Origin of the sequence: Bacillus sp. LUNF1, assembly GCF_011008975.1 — a bacterium.
Taxonomy (GTDB): Bacteria; Bacillota; Bacilli; order Bacillales; family Bacillaceae; genus Bacillus; species Bacillus velezensis.
The window spans coordinates 2561607-2581175 of record NZ_CP048876.1 but is presented as its reverse complement, the minus strand read 5'-3'; the positions used below and the strand labels follow the sequence as shown (position 1 = coordinate 2581175).

General features: G+C 46.5%; 19 protein-coding genes. 15 read left to right on the top strand and 4 right to left on the bottom strand.

Going from position 1 to position 19569, the window contains the following annotated elements; genetic code table 11:
• The first annotated feature begins 74 nt into the window (after positions 1 to 74).
• The 3 genes from greA to G4O42_RS12465 all read left to right on the top strand — a co-directional run bounded on the left by greA (position 75) and on the right by G4O42_RS12465 (position 3135).
• Positions 75 to 548, top strand: coding sequence for a transcription elongation factor GreA (gene greA / locus G4O42_RS12475; protein ID WP_003152766.1), 474 nt, complete (start codon positions 75 to 77; stop codon positions 546 to 548).
• A 52-nt stretch (positions 549 to 600) separates the two neighbouring features.
• On the top strand, positions 601 to 2355 hold the full coding sequence (locus tag G4O42_RS12470; protein WP_032873888.1) for a peptidoglycan D,D-transpeptidase FtsI family protein: 1755 nt from the start codon (positions 601 to 603) through the stop codon (positions 2353 to 2355).
• A 63-nt stretch (positions 2356 to 2418) separates the two neighbouring features.
• Positions 2419 to 3135 (top strand): YrrS family protein, encoded by a 717-nt coding sequence (locus G4O42_RS12465; protein ID WP_014418462.1) that lies wholly within the window; start codon positions 2419 to 2421, stop codon positions 3133 to 3135.
• Between the two features lie 39 nt (positions 3136 to 3174).
• Here the strand turns inward: G4O42_RS12465 and G4O42_RS12460 are convergent, their stop codons facing one another.
• Positions 3175 to 3378, bottom strand: coding sequence for a YrzA family protein (locus G4O42_RS12460; RefSeq protein ID WP_003152771.1), 204 nt, complete (start codon positions 3376 to 3378; stop codon positions 3175 to 3177).
• Positions 3379 to 3561: 183 nt separating this feature from the next.
• Between G4O42_RS12460 and G4O42_RS12455 the strand changes: the two genes are divergently transcribed.
• The 5 genes from G4O42_RS12455 to G4O42_RS12435 all read left to right on the top strand — a co-directional run bounded on the left by G4O42_RS12455 (position 3562) and on the right by G4O42_RS12435 (position 7349).
• Positions 3562 to 4203, top strand: coding sequence for a class I SAM-dependent methyltransferase (locus tag G4O42_RS12455; protein WP_032873890.1), 642 nt, complete (start codon positions 3562 to 3564; stop codon positions 4201 to 4203).
• Positions 4204 to 4223: 20 nt separating this feature from the next.
• The gene (mtnN, locus tag G4O42_RS12450; RefSeq protein ID WP_007612774.1) at positions 4224 to 4919 is read left to right on the top strand and encodes a 5'-methylthioadenosine/S-adenosylhomocysteine nucleosidase; all 696 of its coding nucleotides are present in this window, start codon (positions 4224 to 4226) and stop codon (positions 4917 to 4919) included.
• Positions 4920 to 4966: 47 nt separating this feature from the next.
• Positions 4967 to 5890, top strand: a complete 924-nt coding sequence (locus G4O42_RS12445; protein ID WP_032873891.1) for an O-acetylserine dependent cystathionine beta-synthase — start codon at positions 4967 to 4969, stop codon at positions 5888 to 5890.
• A 1-nt stretch (position 5891) separates the two neighbouring features.
• On the top strand, positions 5892 to 7046 hold the full coding sequence (locus tag G4O42_RS12440; protein WP_032873892.1) for a bifunctional cystathionine gamma-lyase/homocysteine desulfhydrase: 1155 nt from the start codon (positions 5892 to 5894) through the stop codon (positions 7044 to 7046).
• Positions 7047 to 7118: 72 nt separating this feature from the next.
• On the top strand, positions 7119 to 7349 hold the full coding sequence (locus G4O42_RS12435; protein ID WP_032873893.1) for a YrhC family protein: 231 nt from the start codon (positions 7119 to 7121) through the stop codon (positions 7347 to 7349).
• A 39-nt stretch (positions 7350 to 7388) separates the two neighbouring features.
• On the opposite strand, the gene G4O42_RS12430 is transcribed toward G4O42_RS12435, so the two are convergent.
• Positions 7389 to 7880: a helical membrane plugin domain-containing protein gene (locus G4O42_RS12430; RefSeq protein WP_032873894.1), complete on the bottom strand. Its 492-nt coding sequence runs from the start codon at positions 7878 to 7880 to the stop codon at positions 7389 to 7391.
• Between the two features lie 17 nt (positions 7881 to 7897).
• Entirely contained in the window at positions 7898 to 10840 is a 2943-nt protein-coding gene (gene fdhF / locus G4O42_RS12425) for a formate dehydrogenase subunit alpha (RefSeq protein WP_087920802.1), read from the bottom strand.
• Between the two features lie 306 nt (positions 10841 to 11146).
• Between fdhF and G4O42_RS12420 the strand changes: the two genes are divergently transcribed.
• The 7 genes from G4O42_RS12420 to G4O42_RS12390 all read left to right on the top strand — a co-directional run bounded on the left by G4O42_RS12420 (position 11147) and on the right by G4O42_RS12390 (position 18117).
• A complete protein-coding gene (locus G4O42_RS12420; protein ID WP_007408224.1) occupies positions 11147 to 11515 on the top strand; it encodes a Na-translocating system protein MpsC family protein in 369 nt (122 codons plus the stop codon).
• A gap of 266 nt (positions 11516 to 11781) precedes the next feature.
• Complete coding sequence (locus G4O42_RS12415; RefSeq protein ID WP_007408225.1) at positions 11782 to 12582, top strand: formate/nitrite transporter family protein; 801 nt, start codon at positions 11782 to 11784, stop codon at positions 12580 to 12582.
• A gap of 389 nt (positions 12583 to 12971) precedes the next feature.
• Positions 12972 to 13112 (top strand): YrzI family small protein, encoded by a 141-nt coding sequence (locus G4O42_RS12410; RefSeq protein WP_003152787.1) that lies wholly within the window; start codon positions 12972 to 12974, stop codon positions 13110 to 13112.
• Positions 13113 to 13284: 172 nt separating this feature from the next.
• Positions 13285 to 13440, top strand: coding sequence for a hypothetical protein (locus G4O42_RS12405; protein WP_007408227.1), 156 nt, complete (start codon positions 13285 to 13287; stop codon positions 13438 to 13440).
• Between the two features lie 172 nt (positions 13441 to 13612).
• Positions 13613 to 14152: a class I SAM-dependent methyltransferase gene (locus tag G4O42_RS12400; protein ID WP_007408228.1), complete on the top strand. Its 540-nt coding sequence runs from the start codon at positions 13613 to 13615 to the stop codon at positions 14150 to 14152.
• A gap of 209 nt (positions 14153 to 14361) precedes the next feature.
• Positions 14362 to 14928: a TetR/AcrR family transcriptional regulator gene (locus G4O42_RS12395; RefSeq protein WP_003152789.1), complete on the top strand. Its 567-nt coding sequence runs from the start codon at positions 14362 to 14364 to the stop codon at positions 14926 to 14928.
• A gap of 27 nt (positions 14929 to 14955) precedes the next feature.
• Entirely contained in the window at positions 14956 to 18117 is a 3162-nt protein-coding gene (locus G4O42_RS12390) for a bifunctional cytochrome P450/NADPH--P450 reductase (RefSeq protein ID WP_032873897.1), read from the top strand.
• 149 nt (positions 18118 to 18266) lie between these two features.
• On the opposite strand, the gene G4O42_RS12385 is transcribed toward G4O42_RS12390, so the two are convergent.
• Positions 18267 to 19475 (bottom strand): MFS transporter, encoded by a 1209-nt coding sequence (locus G4O42_RS12385; protein WP_032873899.1) that lies wholly within the window; start codon positions 19473 to 19475, stop codon positions 18267 to 18269.
• Positions 19476 to 19569: the final 94 nt, after the last annotated feature.

Genomic DNA, 19569 nt, shown 5'->3' with positions numbered 1-19569 from the left:
TGATTTTTTCGTTTATGCTCTCATACATAATCACACGTTATTGTTGAGGGACAACCACCAAGGAGTGAAGGAACATGGCACAAGAAAAAGTTTTTCCGATGACTCACGAAGGAAAACAAAAACTTGAACAAGAATTAGAGCAATTGAAAACGGTTAAACGTAAAGAAGTAGTAGAACGCATTAAAATCGCAAGAAGCTTCGGAGATCTGTCAGAGAACTCTGAGTATGATTCCGCAAAAGAAGAACAGGCATTTGTGGAAGGGCGCATCACGACGCTTGAAAACATGATCCGCAATGCGAAGATCATCGAGGACGACGGCGGTTCAAATGTAGTCGGTTTGGGAAAAACCGTATCATTCATCGAATTGCCGGACGGTGAAGAAGAATCTTACACGATTGTCGGAAGCGCTGAAGCTGATCCGTTTGAAGGGAAAATTTCAAACGACTCGCCAATCGCCAAAAGCCTGCTCGGCAGAAAAGTGGACGAAGAAGTGACAGTTCAGACGCCGGGCGGAGAAATGCTCGTGAAAATTGTGAAAATTTCATAAGATCCGTTTAACAATGAAACACCTCGTCCAAAATGTGGATGAGGTGTTTTTTATGATCGTATCAAAAAGGCTGAAAGCGGCCGTGATTTGTTTTCTGCTCGTGTTTTTCTTTCTGCTTGCGAGGCTGGCTGAAATTCAGCTGTTTTTCACAGAATCTTTTTCAAAATCCAATATTAATCTGATTCAGGAGAGCGTCAAGCAGCGGACGGAAGAAGTCCTTATTTCAGACGGACGCGGCTCTTTTCTTGATCGGAACGGCAAAGAACTGACCGGAAAAAAGCAGCCTGCCGTCATACTGTTTCCCTTTCTCGTGACGCAGGATTGGCCGGTTGACCGGGTATCAGACATTCTCGGAATGAAACAGGGGGAGCTCAGGCAGCTGCTCACGGAAGCAAAAAAACCGGTGATCCTGAACAGCAGAAAAATAAAACATTTGACGAAACAATCCGTGTCAAATATCAATTCTTTGAAATATCCCGGCATTTACGGCGTATATATGAAAGACAGCAAAGAAACAAACATAGCCGCTCATTTGTTTGGCGCGACAAACCAGGACCCTGAGCTTTTGAAAAAGAAATACCCCGGCAGGAAGGAACTGCCGATCACGGCAAAAATCGGGACAAGCGGGATGGAGCGGACGTTTGATGAGTTTTTACTTGCGGATCAGGACACAAAACTTTTGTATCATGTCGACGGAAGGGGAAACCCTTTATTCGGAATGGACGTCAAATATACGGCTGAAGCAAACGCGTTTTATCCGCTGCAAGTCAAAACCTCCATCGACCGCAATATTCAAAAAGCAATGGAAGATGTATTGAAAGACCGCGGGTTAAAAAAGGGGGGAGCCGTCCTTTTAGACATTGAAAAAAGCAGTGTGCTCGGAATGGTATCAAAGCCTGACGCCGACATGTCAAAGCAGCAGACACTGCAAAATTACATGCTGACGCCGATTTATCCGGGATCAGTATTTAAAACGGTGATCGCCGCAGCCGCAATAGAACAAAACGAAGTGAAGCCGGGCACATCCTTTAACTGCAATCTCAACCTGTACGGAGAGCCGGGGGATGACAAAGGCACGCTCAGTTTTGGAGAAAGCTTTGCCCAAAGCTGCAATTATACGTTTACAAGTCTTGCGGAAAAATTGATCAAAAAAGATGATTCCGTTATTGAAAACATGGCAGAAAAACTCGGTCTCACCCAGCGGGCGGGCTGGGAAGGCAAGCTGTACCGGGAAGACGGATTCAGGCAGCTGTATAATGAAAAAAGCGGGGTCATTTGGGGAGATGACAAAGACAAAACCGTAAAAAAAGCCGTCGCACAGACGGCGATCGGGCAAAAAAACGTGAAAGTCACGCCTCTTGAAGTCGCCAATATGATGGCGGCGATCGCGCGCGGCGGTGAAAAAAAACAAGTCAAAATCGCGGACAAAATTGAATACAAAAACAAAACGACGATGGCGTCATTCAAAGATCAGCCGTTAAAAGGGGAAAACATCGACAAATATACGGCGCAGCAGCTTCAAAAAATTCTCAGAGAAGTCGTCACCTCACCGAAAGGAACCGGCCGAAGGTTTCAGGATCTGCCGTATGAGATAGCAGGCAAATCGGGAACGGCCCAGACGGGAATGTTCACAAAAGAAAAACAGACGCTTTACCACAAATGGTTTGCGGGATACTTTCCCGCGGACAAGCCGAAATACGCTCTCGTGGTGCTGCACATGGACACGCCGGGGGATAAGGCTCTGACAAATACAGTGTTTTATGATATTGTTAAAAAGGTACATGAAAATGAAATAAATCAGACATAGAACAACCGCTCAGCCCATGTTAAAATATATGCTGAGCAAGAGGGATAAAGGAGTGCAGAATGATTGAGCAATAAACAATCTCGTTTTGAAAACCGTGATAAGCGCAGAAAAGCAAATATGGTGCTTAACATTTTAATTGCTATCGTATCTATTCTTATTGTCGTCGTTGCCGTCAGCCTCTTCATCAACAGTCCGTCGGGCGACGTGAGCGAAAAAGCGGACACGAGCCAGAAGCAGGAAACACCTGCATCAGGCAAGACGAAGCAGACATCGGATGAAGACATAAAAGACAGCAAAAAAGATACGGCATCAGACGATGACAAAAAAGATAAACAAGATAAGGACACATCTGATTCATCTTCAGACTCTGACAGCAAAAAAGACGATGATTCATCGAAAAGTGATGACAGCAGCAAAAAAGACTCTGATTCAAGCGATCCTTTTAAAGGCGCAAAAATAACAGAGGGCGGCTCATCAAGCGATGTCGAGAAAACAATTGTTAACCCAAAATGGAAAGCGGTCGGCACAAAGCAGACGGGAGAACATGCGGCGACGTATGACTCAAGCTCTGAAGACTGGGCCGAAATGCTTGACGCCATCTCTTACGCAACCGGCGTGTCAAAAGATCACATGACAGTGCTGTGGCTCGGAAACAATGGAAGTCCGCAAGATGCGAAGGGTAAAGTTTTAGACAAAACGAACGGCAAAAAGTATCAGGTCACCATCACTTGGAAAGACAAAAAAGGCTGGAAGCCGACAAAAGTAGAAACCTTAAAATAACCGCAAAAAAGCAGCTGATTATTCAGCTGCTTTTTTCTGTCATACGTCAGCTGAAAAATGCACCGACGCGCTGTAAAGGATTCTGCCGTCAACGGCCGTCACCTGATGGGATACGGAACGGACGCGAAGCATAATCGCCTGGTTGTTTTCAATCTGAACGTTTATTTTCTTTTCAAGCTCCTGCAAAGATGCCGCTTCGAAAAATTCTACTTTATCTTTGATTAAATCCAATTGAAAATTCATCAGTACAGATCCTCCTGATTTTACTTCTGAGTCAATGAAAGTATAAGCCTTTCTGCCGTAATTGCGCAATAATCCCAGAGTATTTTAGTACCCTTCCATTCTTTTTTGTGATAGGATAGGAACTGTTCCACGATTAATCCATACTATACTCATAGGAATTATAAAATATGGAGAGTGAAAAATATGGGCCGTGAATTTATTCCTTTATTTGAAGATTGGGCAGCGACTTATGACGCCACAGTGCACGGGGCTGACAAACAATATGCTGCTGTTTTTAAAGGATATGACAACATTCTTGACAGCATTGTCGCACTTTCAGGTTCAAACGTTTTAGAGTTCGGACCGGGAACGGGGAATTTAACGGCGAAATTAGCCGCCGCGAACAAAAAGGTGTTTGGTGTAGAACCGTCTCCGTCAATGAGAAAACTGGCGGCTGACAAGCTTTCTGACAAAGCCGTGTTCAGTGACGGAGATTTTCTGGAGTTTCCCGCTCCGCCTTTTCAAATAGATACCATCGTCAGCTCGTACGCCTTTCATCATTTAACCGATGAAGAAAAGCGAACGGCTGTAAAGCAGTATGGCGCAATCCTTCAGAAGCATGATAAAATAGTGTTTGCCGATACTGTCTTTAAAGATCATGAAGCTTATGATGAAGCCATTCAAAAAGCAAGCCGAAACGGCTATCATCAATTAGCGGACGATTTAAAGACGGAACATTATCCGACACTCGCGACAATGAAAAACATCTTTTCAGAAGAGGGATTTGCCGCGCGGTTTACGCAGCAAAATGACTTTGTCTGGATAATGGAGGCGATTAAACGGTAAATCGAAGGGATTGTGTATAAATGAAACTGGCAGTCATCGGAGCAATGGAAGAGGAAGTTACGATTTTAAGAAGCAAACTGAAAGACGCAAAACAAGAGATGATCGCTCACTGTGAGTTTACAACTGGCAGCTATGAAGGCATCGAAGTCATCTTGCTGAAATCAGGTATCGGGAAAGTCAACGCGGCGATCAGCACGACGCTTCTGCTTGACCGTTTCAAACCTGATTATGTGATTAACACAGGCTCAGCAGGCGGTTTTCATCATACATTGAATGTAGGCGACGTCGTCATCTCAACAGATGTCCGCCATCATGACGTGGATGTGACGGCGTTTGACTATGAATACGGACAGGTGCCGGGTCTTCCGGCAGCATACAAAGCTGATGAAAAGCTGATCAGCATTACTGAGGAAGCGGTTTCTGAACTGAACGGCATTCAAGTCGCCAAAGGCACAATCGCTACGGGTGATTCTTTTATGAATGATCCGAAGCGGGTTGAAGACGTACGCGCCAAATTTGCGGATTTGTACGCGGTTGAGATGGAAGCTGCGGCTGTCGCACAGGTGTGCCACCAGTTCAAAACGCCTTTTGTTGTCATCAGAGCTTTATCTGATATTGCCGGAAAAGAATCTGACGTTTCATTTGATAAATTTTTAGAACAGGCTGCCGTTCATTCAACTGAGCTTGTCCTGAATGTCATCAAACGAATTCACTAAGCGGGGGATTCTCGTTCTCCTCCGCTTTTCCAGGAGGAGGACATATCTTGAACGTGATAACAGATATTACAGAACTGATCGGAAATACACCGCTGCTCCGTCTCAAGCATTTTGATATACCGGAGGGAACAGCGGTTTATGCTAAGCTTGAGATGATGAATCCGGGCGGAAGCATTAAAGACAGGCTGGGCGGGATGCTCATTGAAGATGCGCTTCGCACTGGAAAGGTGAAACCGGGCGGCGTTATCATTGAGGCGACTGCCGGAAACACCGGGATCGGACTCGCTCTGTGCGCCAGAAAGCATCAGCTTCGCGCCGTTTTTTGCGTCCCGGAGCATTTCAGCAGAGAAAAGCAGCAAATTATGAAAGCTCTCGGGGCGGACATCGTGCATACGCCGAGAGAAGAAGGCATGCAGGGAGCCATTCGAAAAGCGGTTGAACTGGAGAGAGAGATTAATAATTCTTATGCCGTTCTGCAATTTAAAAACCGAGTAAATCCATTGACTTACTATAAAACGATCGGGCCCGAAATATGGAACGCGCTCGGCGGGGATATCCACGCTTTTGTCGCAGGAGCTGGTTCCGGCGGCACTTTTGCCGGTACGGCAGCTTATTTAAAAGAGAAAAATCCTGCCGTCAAAACGGTGATCGTTGAACCGGAAGGCTCGATCCTGAATGGCGGAGAGCCGCATGCCCATAAAACGGAAGGCATCGGCATGGAGTTTATCCCGGATTATATGGATGAGAACCATTTTGACGCCATTTACACGGTGGAAGACGATACGGCGTTTTCGCTTGTCAGAGAAGCGGCCGAGAAAGAAGGCCTCTTAATCGGAAGCTCTTCAGGGGCGGCTCTTTATGCAGCGCTTGAAGAAGCGAAAAAAGCGCCCGCCGGATCAAATATCGTCACTATTTTCCCTGACGGCAGCGATCGATATATAAGCAAAAACATTTTTCAAGGAGGTCAGTAAGATGAAGAAAAAAACGCTGATGGTGCACGGAGGAATTACGGGAGATGAAAAAACAGGAGCGGTTTCCGTACCGATTTATCAAGTAAGCACGTACCGGCAGCCGAAAGCGGGCGAGCACACGGGTTATGAATATTCAAGAACGGCCAATCCGACGCGGACGGCGCTTGAAAGCTTAATTGCGGAGCTTGAAGGCGGTGCGGCAGGATATGCGTTCGGCTCAGGCATGGCTGCGATTACTGCCGTCATGATGCTGTTTGACAGCGGCGATCATGTTATTTTGACGGATGATGTATACGGCGGCACTTACCGCGTGATGACAGGCGTGCTGAACCGCTTCGGCATTGAAGCGGACTTTGTCGATACGAGCAGCAAAGAAAAAGTCCAAAAAGCCATCCGTCCGAATACGAAAGCCATTTATATCGAAACACCGACAAACCCGCTATTGAAAGTGACTGACCTCAAACTGATGTCTGACATAGCAAAAGAAGCGGGCGTATTGCTTATCGTCGATAATACGTTTTACACGCCGTATTTCCAGCAGCCGCTCAGCTTCGGGGCGGACATCGTGCTGCACAGCGCGACAAAATATCTCGGCGGCCACAGCGATGTCGTCGGCGGCTTAGTCGTCACGGCTGATAAAGAGCTCGGTGAAAAGCTTCATTACGTGCAAAACTCAACAGGCGGCGTTTTAGGACCGCAGGATTCATGGCTCTTAATGAGAGGCATTAAAACACTGGGACTCAGAATGGATGCTATCAATCACAGCGCCGGGAAAATCGCCGAGCTGCTTGAAGCGCATGATGCCGTTCAAACGCTCTACTATCCGGGATCAGCGAAACATCCGGGCCATGAGCTGACAAAAGCGCAAAGCTCCGGTTTCGGCGGAATGATTTCCTTTGATGTCGGCAGCAGCGAACGCGTCGACGCGTTTTTAGAAAAATTGAACCTGTTTACGATCGCGGAAAGTTTAGGAGCGGTTGAAAGCTTAATCTCCGTGCCGTCCAGAATGACGCACGCTTCGATCCCGCGCGACCGCCGGCTTGCGCTTGGCATTACCGACGGGCTCGTGCGGATCTCAGTCGGTATTGAGGATACTGAGGATTTAACGGCGGATGTGAAACAGGCGCTTGATTTCACTTTTATAAAGAATGGATAGATTTACATTCTCTGTCGGCTGTCAGCTTGTATTATAATGTTGGTAGACTATAAAACTGGCAGGTGACCTTATATGGAGAAGAAAAGACTGAAATCACTACTAGAAGATTTTAAGCATTACGCATTTATTCTGCTTGCAGTCAGCACCTTCATTTATATCGGCGCGGTTCTTCCCGGACAAGGGCTGACTGCGGGCCAGAAAATGCTGATGTTTGTAACGGATTGTGTATTTTTAGCGGGCGCTTATTTCTGCGTTGACCGTTCACTTATTTATAAAAAGAGGCTGGAAGAGGCCGAAGAATAAAAAAAAGCCATTGTCTTTTGACAATGGCTTTTTCGTTTCTTATTCAGACGGGGTTTCGCGTAATTCTTTTCCCATTCCTTTTAAAAACTGCAGCCCGAAGCCGAGCGCGCGGTTAATATCAGGATCACCGACGGCTTTCATCAGTTCAAACATACTGACTTTCCTGTCCTCTTTTAAAAATCTTTGCGCCTGATCCGTCCCGGCCATGGCGCTTTCTAAAAGTCTGCCCATAAATTCGGGATCAGCTTTTGACAGCGCGCCTCCCGCGGCCATCATCGTATTCAGGAGATTGGTGACAGGTTCCCGGGAAATCTGTTCGAGTGCAATTTTGGCAATCTCCTCTTTTGCCTGGAGCATATAGCCGGCGGCATCAAAAATGCCCAAGCTATTCAGCTCTGCCATGATGGACATCGTTTTCGCGACGGCTTCTTCATTTTCTGCGAGAAGCGTCTTCAGCTCTTCCAGTTTTTCAGCTTTCAGCTGTTCCTCTGTTTTCGTTTCTTTTTGAATTTCAGTAATTGGGCTTGCCATAATGTTTCCTCCTTTCCTTAATCAGTTAAGTGCACATAGCCCGGACGGTTCCATTTTCGCTGAGCTTCCACACCGTTTTGCGGATGACGTTTTTTGTTCCGCGGATTCGTTTTCGGAAGCGGCGGAGTATCACAGGAACCGAGCACTTCCATGCGGACTTTTGTCTGCTTATAGGCAGGTGTATGTGTCCGTGAATCATACGCAGGCCCGGTCAGGAAATTAATCGCAGAATCTTTATCTGTAGAGTTCATCGGCAGATAAAGCTCATTTGCGCGGACACGGTCTGTCACAAGCGCGTTCAATTTAACCGCTCCAAAAGGAGAGACGAGCCGGATCATTGTCCCGTCGCAAATTCCGCGTTCAGCCGCGAGCTCCGGCGATACTTCAACAAATACATCCGGAACTTTAGACTGAATGCCTTTTGACTTGTTTGTCATGTTTCCTTCGTGGAAATGTTCAAGCATCCGTCCGTTGTTAATATGCAGGTCATATTCTTCAGGGAATACAGCAGGCTCCACCCAATCGCTCAGCGCAAAACGGGCTTTTTTGTCCGGGAAGTTAAAGCCGTCTTCATAAAGAAGCGGAGTGCTTTCTCCCGTAAAGCTTCCCCACAGGAAGCTGTTCCAACCGCTAAGGACGTCGTAGCTTGCTTTTCCGAACAGCGGAGAAAGGCTCGCCATTTCTGAGAAAATGTCGCTAGGATGCGTGTAATTCCAATCAGCGCCTAAACGATTGGCGACTTCCTGAATAATCCACCAGTCGGGTTTTGCATCGCCGAGTGTCGGAAGCGCCTGATACAATCTTTGCACACGCCGCTCTGTGTTTGTAAATGTTCCGTCTTTTTCAAGAGATGGAACCGCAGGCAGGATGACATCCGCGTATTGCGCCGTTCTTGAAAGGAAAATATCCTGCACAACAAAGAAATCAAGGCTGGATAAAATGTCATGAACATGGTTGGCGTTTGAATCGACGAGCGCCATATCTTCACCGACAAGATACATGGCTTTCATGTTTCCTTCTTCAATCGCATGGAGCATTTCGATATTATCAAGACCCGGCTTGCCGTCAATTTCAACACCGTAAGCTTTTTCGAATTTAGCGCGTGCCGCATCATCGGTAATATGCTGATACCCCGGAAGCCAGCCTGGAAGAGTTCCCATATCGCAAGCGCCTTGAACGTTGTTATGTCCCCGCAGCGGATAGGCTCCGGCGCCCGGACGGCGGTAGTTTCCTGTGGCAAGCAGCAGGTTGGAAATCGCCGCTGATGTATCAGAGCCGCCTGTATTCTGGGTTACGCCCATGCCCCAAAGAACACAAGTGCCGTCAGCATCACGAATCATTTCGGCAATACGGATGATCGTATCCTGAGAAAGTCCGGTGATGCGCTCCGCATATTCCAATGTGTATTTTTCCAGCGTTTCTTTATAATCATCAAAGTAGTTGACATTTTCATCAATAAACGCTTGATCGTGCCAGCCTTGGTCAATCATATATTTCGTTACTGCCATGAGCCAGACCTGGTCAGTCCCTTGTTTCGGGCTGATAAAGAGGTCGGACCGTTCAGCCATTTCATTTCTGCGCAGATCGGCAACAATCAGTTTTTGGCCGTGCAGTTTATGGGCGCGTTTCACGCGTGTGGCCAGAACCGGATGTCCTTCCGCCGGATTGGCGCCGACGATGAGCACGAGGCCCGCTTTTGCGATATCTTTAATTGTGCCGGCGTCTCCGCCCATACCGACGGTGCGGAATAAGCCGTCCGTTGCCGGTGACTGGCAGTAGCGTGAGCAGTTATCCACGTTGTTGGTTTCAAATACTTGGCGCGCTAATTTTTGGATGACATAGTTGTCTTCATTCGTAATTTTAGAAGAAGAAATAAAGCCGACAGAACCATTTCCGTGTTCGGCCTTGATCGAACCGAGTCTTGAAGCGACAAGATCAAGAGCTTCTTCCCATGACGATTCAACAAATGCGCCGTTTTTCCGGATAAGCGGTTTTGTAATCCGTTCTTCCGAATTCACGAAGTCCCAGCCGAATTTCCCTTTCACACAAGTGGAAATCGCGTTAACCGGAGCATCGGAAACAGGCTGAATTTTAAGGATGTCACGGCCTTTTGTCCATACTTCAAAAGAGCATCCGACGCCGCAGAACGTGCAGACTGTTTTTGTTTTTTTCGTCCGTTTATCGCGCATAGCCGCTTCCACTTCAGACACGGCGAAGATGCTTGTATAGTCGGGTTCAACATTTTTTACTAAATCAATCATCGGTTCCATGACATCTTCTTTTATTCCTGTCATAAATCCGGCTTGGCCGAGCATTGATTTTTCCATCAGTGCGTTACAAGGACAGACAGTGACACACTGGCCGCAGCTGACGCAGGAAGATTCATTAATGGCGACGCCTTCATCCCAAATGACCCGCGGGCGGTCGCGCTCCCAATCAATTGAAAGGGTCTCATTCACCTGAAGGTTTTGACACACTTCCACACATTGGCCGCAGGCGATGCATTGGTTCGGATCATAGCGGTAAAACGGGTGAGACATATCAACCGCGCACTTTGAATCATCTTTCGGCGTATACGGATATTTCTGATGCTCAATTCCCATCATTTCCGCTGTATTATGCAGTGTGCAGTTGCCGTTGTTGTTATCGCATACCGTACAGTAAAGCAGGTGATTCTCGAGCAGGCGGTCCATGGCCTCTGTCTGAGCCTCTTTTACCCTTCCCGACGTAAGCGAGATGGACATCCCGTTTTCTGCAGCCGTGGAACAAGAGCGCTGCAATTTCCCGTTTACTTCAACAATACAGGTGTCACATGTTTGAATCGGATCCACTTCCGGTACATGGCATATTTGCGGAATCTCAATTCCGTTTTGGTTTAAAATATCTAAAATCTTAGACCCCTCTGGTGCTTCATACTCCGTGCCGTCAATTTTGACACGGATAGACTGAACGTCTGTCACTTCCAATTCCCCTCCATCTTGTAAACTCGAAAAAAAGCCATGCACATAGATACCGGCCTCCTGTCCGGAGAACGGTATAAATACGCATGGCGGAATAGTTCACTAGCAAGTCTTACTAACAGACCAATCCTATTTGTATAAAACGATAGACTCATAACACGTTTCCTATTACAAATCCATCTTCACTGCTTTTATTATAAGGTGATATTTATTATAATACAATACGAAAGGAAAACTTTAACCAAGTGAAATGTCACAAAGGGGAACCGGGAATGTCTTTCATAGGCTAAAATCGGAGGGGACAATATGTCTAAAAAAATTCATGAATTTAACGATATTATCCGGAAATTGCGCAAAGAATTATTTGGAAAGGGGCCTGAACGAATTCACACCGTTTTTGTGGATAACATGGCGGTATCTACACTTTACGGCAATCTAAGCGCAAGTGAGCAGTTTATCGCACGCACGCCTGAAGGAAGAGAAATGGTTCATGCGGCGCGAACCAGCTTAATTCAGGAGCTGTATTCAAAACAAACGCCTGACGGAATGGAAGAGCTCATCGGAGCAAAGCTGGTGCATCTGTTTTCAGATATTAAAATAGAGGAAAATATTGCCGTATCGGTGTTTGTCTTTGACCGCTCAATTGAAGAGCATAAAGAAGAAATCAAAAGCTGACAATATTCAATTGACACGAAATTGTCACATTTGATATGATATGAACTGCCAGCAGTGGCCTAAGGACGATTTTTTATGGAATGTGTGCATGATCTGTACATATTCTATACCGCATATTTTCATTCTGCTTGATATTGTTGTATGGGTATGCATACAAGTTAGGCAGCATTCAAACCCCGTTTTTTCAGACGGGTTAGTTGAATGCTGCCTTTTTTGTTAGGTGTCTTTGGAAACTGCGGGCTGAAATGATAAATGGAGGGGTTATTATGGCTTTTCGTAAACCGGACGAAATAGCGGAGCTTGCGGTCGAATCAGGGGTAAAAAAGGTGCATTCACCGCTTTCAGCACTGATTGTATTAGGATTTTTGGGAGGAGCGTTTATCGCACTCGGTTATTTGCTTGATATCCGTGTCATCGGCGACCTTCCGAAAGAATGGGGAAGCCTGTCGAGTTTAATCGGGGCGTCCGTGTTTCCTATCGGATTGGTGCTCGTCGTTCTTGCCGGCGCGGAGCTGATTACGGGAAATATGATGTCGGTATCCATGGCGCTGTTTTCCAGAAGAATATCCGCCGGTGCATTAGTGAAAAATTGGGTGATCGTGACGTTGATGAATCTTGTCGGCGCACTGTTTGTCGCTTACTTTTTCGGACATGTTGTCGGATTAACCGAAACAGGACCGTATTTGGAAAAAACGATTGCGGTCGCACAAGGCAAATTGGATATGCCGTTTGGAAAAGTCATTGTTTCGGCGATCGGCTGTAACTGGCTTGTCTGTTTGGCCGTCTGGCTTTCTTTCGGCGCAGAAGACGGAGCCGGAAAAATCGCGGGTATATGGTTTCCGATTATGGCGTTTGTCGCAATTGGTTTTCAGCACGTTGTAGCCAATATGTTTATCATCCCGGCTGCGATTTTTGCAGGTTCTTTTTCGTGGGGTGATCTGATTGGCAATCTCATTCCGGCTTTTATTGGGAATGTCATCGGCGGGGCAGTGTTTGTCGGTCTTATTTATTTTATTGCATATTCAAAAAAAGATCAGAAAAAGCAAGGGATGAAAAGAGTTTCCTGAGGTAATAAAGATGCCGGAAAACACGGACAATTGAAGCGGAATGCCAGCACATTTTCCGTCCAAATCTTGAAAAAAATGTTTACAAAATGGAAGCTGATGGATATACTTACAAAGTAAGAAAAAAGCAAAGGGAGGTTGAATCACATGACGACGTTAAACGGCAATCAAAATCTACAATTGAACCGATTCAGCCTGTGGAAGAGTTCGTGTCCTTCCTTAACCTCTGCCCGTCAAGCACGTTAATTTCGGAGTATCAGGACATTCGCAGCTCCCCGCAGGGAAAGAAGCACCGTCTTCTTTTGTCTGCGGATTTAGTCTGCCCGCAGCGCATATGAACTTTGCTGCGGGTTATTTTCGCTTGTGCGGATATTGAAAGGGGGTGAGCGATAATGACCATTAATCTTTTCTTTTTAACACTGACCATTTCAAAGCGTTTTAAAAGTGCGGAAGAGTATGAACGAGAACAGCAGGTCGAAGAGTTTTATAATGAAGCGAAAGAACGCCAGCTGAAACATTTTTATATGAACTAACGGACACGAAGGGCCAAAACGGAGGAGAAGGAGGAGATCATCATGTTCAGAATTGAACTGCTGAATCATTACACAATGGAGAAGGACCAGGTTTAGCGAGGATGTTGCTGTCACGTCGCAGACGGCCTGCATACCATGGTAAAGAAAGAAAAATTGGTAAGCGGGTGATAACATGCAAGGCGGTCAGAACAGAATTCCATCCATCGGGCACGGGTATGCGTCAATGCCCCATTCATTTAAACACGGCTACGGCAACCCGTACCGCCGGCAGAGAATGGCGGCGCTTTCCCGGCAGACAAGATATATAGCACCGTATTATTGGTACTAGAGCAGGCGGAAAACCTACGTTTTCCGTCTTTTTTTTATGAAAACAAATATAAATTTCAAATAAATCGAAACGTTCATAAAGAGAAGTGCGTCTAGTTAGTACCTCATACTAATACGAGGTAATATTATTTCTGAATAATAAATCACAGGAATGGAAAAGCGGGTGTTATACAATGTTGCAACATACATCTTCAGCATTAAAACGAATGCGCGCGAAATACTTTGCTGCATCAGAACCGGCAGAGTCAGTCATTCAGCAAATCTTGATGGACATACAGGAATACGACCGCATTCTGGAAATCGGGACCGGAAACGGCTCAATGTTTAAACAAATCATCGGACAGCTTGAAAAGGGCAGTCTTAAAAGCATAGAAACATCGAAACGTAAAATACGGAAAACACAGCGCGCAAACCGTTCGGTTATAAAAGCCGGGCTCGGAAACATTCAGCAGGGGAGGCCGGAAAGCATACCGTTCCGCGACCGCAGTTTTCATAAAGTCTTCTCATTACATACTGCTGAAACAGTCAGCGATTACCGGACAGCATGTAAAGAAGTGTACCGCGTTCTTCAAATTGACGGGTGTTTCTATATGGTTTTGAAACCTTCGCGGATGAGTGAGAAGGATGTGATTGAGGTGCTCTATGATCAGCATTTCAGAGACATTTCAGTTGTCAGCAGAGATTCATTCCATTTTATTACTGCCATTAAATAGAATATTTCTTGGGAAATAAAAAGAGCTGCTTAAGTCACTGCAGCTCTTTTTGTGAAATTGGGCATATTTCCTTATTTTTGGTTACTTCACATATATTTTATATTAAAAAAAGTTTTTTTCTTATACAATGGTAATCAGATGACCGTACATTTTAAATATTTTGAACAAACGGAATGAATATTCATTCCGCATTTAGAAAGGGGGATGAAATGACAGCTTCAAACAAGGTTGAACTCATTATGAAAGCGTCGCTTACTTTGTTTACAGATAGAGGATTTGACGCCACGACGATTCCGATGATCGCCGCTCAGGCCGATGTCGGAACCGGCACAATTTACCGTTACTTTGACAGTAAAGAGACACTTGTGAACGTACTGTATCAGGAAAGTGCGCAGCGTTTTATGAAAAAAGTCAAAACGGACTTTCAGGGGATATCTGTAAGAGAAGGGTTTCATCACCTGTTTTATTGTCTGATTGATTTTACGAAGGAAAGTGAGTATGCATTGTTTTTTCTTGAAACGAATAAGGACGCCTACTTTCTGAATGAAACGAGCCGTAAGCTTCTTGATGAAATAACACAGATGCTTGACGTCTTTTTTCAGCGCGGCAAGTCTGAAGGCGTGCTCCGCAATCTGCCGTCCAATGTGCTGATGGCGCTGCTGCTCGGGGCATATCTCAAACTCTATCAGCTTATCCGGACGGGAAGCGTCGAAATAACTAAACCGTTTCTGAAAGAGTTGGAACAATGTTCTTGGGATGCCATCAGAACTCATTAATTATACGCCGAAGGAAGGAAGATCGATATGAAACAGCTAAGCGCTATACCGCAGCCGAAAACATACGGGCCTCTGAAAAATCTCCCTCACTTGGAAAAAGAAAAACTGTCACAATCGCTTTGGAAAATTGCCGAAGAATACGGCCCGATCTTTCGTTTTGAATTTCCGAGCTCTGTCGGGGTCTTTGTATCAGGCCGCGAGCTCGCGGCAGAAGTCTGTGATGAAAAGCGATTTGACAAAAATCTCAGCAAAGCCCTGCTGAAAGTCCGCGAGTTTGGCGGTGACGGACTATTTACGAGCTGGACTCACGAAAAGAACTGGCAGAAAGCGCATCGGATTTTATTGCCGAGCTTCAGCCAGAAGGCGATGAAAGGCTATCATTCAATGATGCTGGATATTGCCATGCAGCTCGTGCAGAAGTGGAGCAGATTAAATCCGAATGAAGAAATTGACGTTGCCGAAGATATGACGCGCCTGACGCTGGATACAATCGGCCTGTGCGGATTTCATTACCGCTTTAACAGCTTTTACCGCGACACACAGCATCCTTTTATCACAAGTATGCTTCGTGCCCTGCAGGAGGCAATGCGCCAATCGCAGAGACACAGCCTGCAGGACAAGCTGATGATCAAAACGCGACATCAGTTCCAGCAGGATATTGAAGAGATGAATTCGCTTGTAGACCGGATCATCGCTGAGCGGAGGGAAAATCCGGATGAGAATCTGTCTGACCTTTTAGCATTGATGCTTGAAGCGAAAGACCCTGTAACGGGGGAAAGGCTGGATGATGAAAATATCCGTTATCAAATCATTACCTTTTTGATCGCTGGGCATGAAACCACAAGCGGGCTGCTTTCTTTTGCGATATACTGCCTGCTGAAAAATAAAGATAAATTGAAAAAAGCCGTTCAGGAAGCCGAGCGGGTGCTGACGGGAGAGACCCCTGAATATAAGCAGATTCAGCAGCTGACATATATCCGCATGGTGTTAAACGAGACTTTGCGGCTGTATCCGACTGCCCCGGCATTTTCTCTGTACGCGAAGGAAGATACGGTTCTCGGCGGGAAATATCCGATTGCGAAGGGACAGCCGGTGACGATTCTGACTCCGCAGCTGCATCGGGATAAAAGCGCGTGGGGAGAAGATGCCGAGTTATTCCGTCCGGAAAGGTTCAGTGATCCCGCGGCCATTCCGGCTGATGCATATAAGCCGTTCGGAAACGGACAGCGAGCATGCATCGGGATGCAGTTTGCCCTTCAGGAAGCGACAATGGTGCTCGGCCTTGTCCTGAAACACTTTGAACTGATTGATCATACCGATTATGAGCTTACGATTAAAGAAGCTCTAACCATTAAGCCCGGTGATTTTAAAATCCGTGTGAAAAACAAGGACGTGTCCAATCATCAGCCCGTACAAAACCATAAAGCTGAAGGAAGCGGTCACAAAGAAGAAACGAAAGAAATCCCGTCCCACGGAACGCCGCTTCTCATTCTTTACGGATCAAATTTAGGAACTGCGGAAGGAATCGCGGAAGAGCTGGCTGATATCGGAAGAAGCAAAGGATTTTCAACTGAAACCGGCCCGCTCGATGATTATGCCGGGAAACTGCCTGTAAAAGGCGCGGTCGTTATTGTTACGGCTTCTTATAACGGGGCGCCGCCTGATAATGCGGCGGGTTTTGTGAAATGGATGGAAACCCTTGAAGATCAGGAATTAAAGGGTGTTTCTTACGCCGTTTTCGGCTGCGGAGACCGCAACTGGGCCGCCACTTACCAGAGGATCCCCCGCCTGATAGACAAAGTGCTTGAAGAAAAAGGGGCAAAACGGCTGACCTCTATCGGGGAGGGCGACAATGCCGATGATTTTGAGTACAGTCAGGAAGCCTGGGAAGACTCATTCTGGAAGGACATCATGAAGGCTTTTCATATAGAGGCCGCTCCAAAACAGACAAACAAATCACAGTTATCAATCGAATACGTAAGTGAAGCAGCCGAGACGCCGATTGCCAAAACGTACAAAGCATTTGAGGCGGAGGTCATCACGAACAAAGAGCTTCATACCGAAAGCAGCAAGCGCTCAGTCCGGCATATTGAGCTGCGTCTCCCCGAAACAGAAACGTATCAGGAAGGAGATCATCTCGGGGTGCTTCCGCAAAACAGCGGGGAACTGATCAGCCGTGTTATTCGCCGATTCGGTCTTGATCCGAACCAGCACTTTAAGATCAAGGGCCGGCAGCTGCCTCATCTGCCGATGGACCGGCCGGTTAATGCGCCGGAGCTTTTGGCGTCCTATGTAGAGCTGCAGGAGCCGGCAACGAGAGCCCAGCTTCGCGAACTTGCCGCACATACCGTGTGCCCGCCGCACCAAAAAGAATTGGAGCATCTTTATTCTGATGATACGGCATATAAAGAAAACGTGCTGAAAAAACGAATGACCATGCTGGACCTGCTGGAAGATTATCCGGCTTGTGAACTGCCGTTTGAGCGCTTTTTAGAACTTCTGCCGTCCTTAAAGGCGCGCTATTATTCAATCTCAAGCTCACCGAAGGCAGCCAGCGGGGAGCTCAGTATCACGGTCGGCGTTGTGACGGCTCCGGCATGGAGCGGCCGTGGGGAATACCGGGGCGTGGCTTCGAACTATTTAGCCGGATTACAGAATGGCGATTCTGCCGTCTGTTTCATTCGCTCGCCGCAGTCGGGTTTCGCATTGCCTGAAAATCCGAAAACGCCTCTCATTATGGTCGGAGCAGGCACAGGAATTGCGCCGTTCAGGGGATTTATCCAGGCGCGCGCTGCCGAAAAAATGTCCGGTAACATCCTGGGCGAAGCTCATTTATACTTCGGCTGCCGGCATCCTGAACAAGACGATCTGTACAAAGATGAATTCGACCATGCGGAGAAAAACGGCCTTGTCACCGTGCACCGAGCGTATTCCAGATTAGATCAGGACTGTAAAGTATATGTACAGGATGTTCTGCTTCGCGAGGCTGAACAAATTATTGCTCTTCTTGACCAAGGCGGCCATCTCTATATATGCGGTGACGGAAGCAAAATGGCTCCGGCCGTAGAAAATGTACTGCTTCAGGCGTATGAAAAGGTGCATAACACTGATTCAAAAGTTTCCTTGGAGTGGCTTGAACAGCTGCAGGCGGAAGGAAGATATGCGAAAGATGTTTGGGCAGGTATGTAACAGAAGAGTGAGACAACTGAAGAATGTTTTTTAATTGAAGAAAGCCGGCACGATATTTGAAATCTACTGAATCAAAAGGAATAGTTATAGGGAGTATCGTGCCGGCCTTATCTTTAGTATCGGACAAAAGGCACAAATCTTTAATGTTTTTATTGATTTACATGCAGGCGGCTATGTCCCTTTTTTCTGAATTCCGCCAGAAATAAAACCGGATAAGACAGCAATAGCAAAACCGAAATAAATGAAATGATACCGATCCAATGAAAATGCGTCCAAAAGAAACCGCCGCAAGACCCGGCCACACTTGAACCGATATAGTATGCAAGCAGATATAATGAAGAGGCTTGCGCGCGATGATCACCGGCTGCGCGGCCGACCCAGGCGCTTGCGATCGAATGCGCGCCGAAAAAGCCGAAGGTAAAGACGGCAATCCCCGCGATTTTAAGCGCAAGCTGGGGCAAAAGTGTCACCGCTGCGCCGGCAAGCATAACAAAAATCGCAATCTTAATCATTTTCGCGCTTCCGAAAAGATCTGCTTTTTTCCCCATATAGACCGAGCTGAACGTTCCCGCGAGATAGACAATAAAAATAAAACCGATCACAGTCTGCGACAAATGGTAAGGAGCCGCCATTAAATGAAAGCCGATATAATTATATAATGTCACAAAACTCCCCATTAATATAAATCCCAGAGATATTAACAAAAGCAGCCGTTTGCGGTGCAGAACCGCTCCGTATTCCTTACATGCCGCTTTTACGCCCGCATGCCGCTCAGACGAATGGCGCGGAGCCGGAAGAAAACGCCAAAACAAATAGCTTAATACAATAGAAAGAATGCCGATGATGGCAAGCGCGGGCCGCCAGCCGAATACATCGGTCAGAAGCCCCGTTAACAGCCTGCCGCTCATTCCCCCGATGCTTGTGCCGCTGATATACAGGCCCATCATTTTCCCGAGTCCCTGCGGATCAAACTCCTCGCCTACATATGTCATAGCGACAGCCGGAACGCCTGCCAGGAAAATACCGAGCAGACCCCTCATCGCCAAAAGCGCCGGAAAAGCCGGACTGAACGCTGTTAATAACCCTAAAACAGAAGTAGCTGTTAACGACAGCACCATTAATTTTTTTCTGCCGAATCCGTCAGACAACGAAGCGGCGGCCAATAATGAAAATGCCAAAACGGCTGTTGAGATGGATAAAGTTAAGCTGGCAGCCGCAGCGGAAATATGAAACTCTTCCGAAAACAAAGGCATAAGCGGCTGTGTCGTGTAAAGCGTGGCGAATGTCACAAAGCCGCTGATAAACAGAGCCAAGCTGGCCTTTCTGTAAGCCTTTGTATGAGGCTGAATAAACGTCATGAATGTCCCTCTTTTCTCACTGTTGGTTATATATGTATCGTACGCTTTTCATTTCAATGTGTCTAATTTATAATAACTATAGAATTAATGCGTG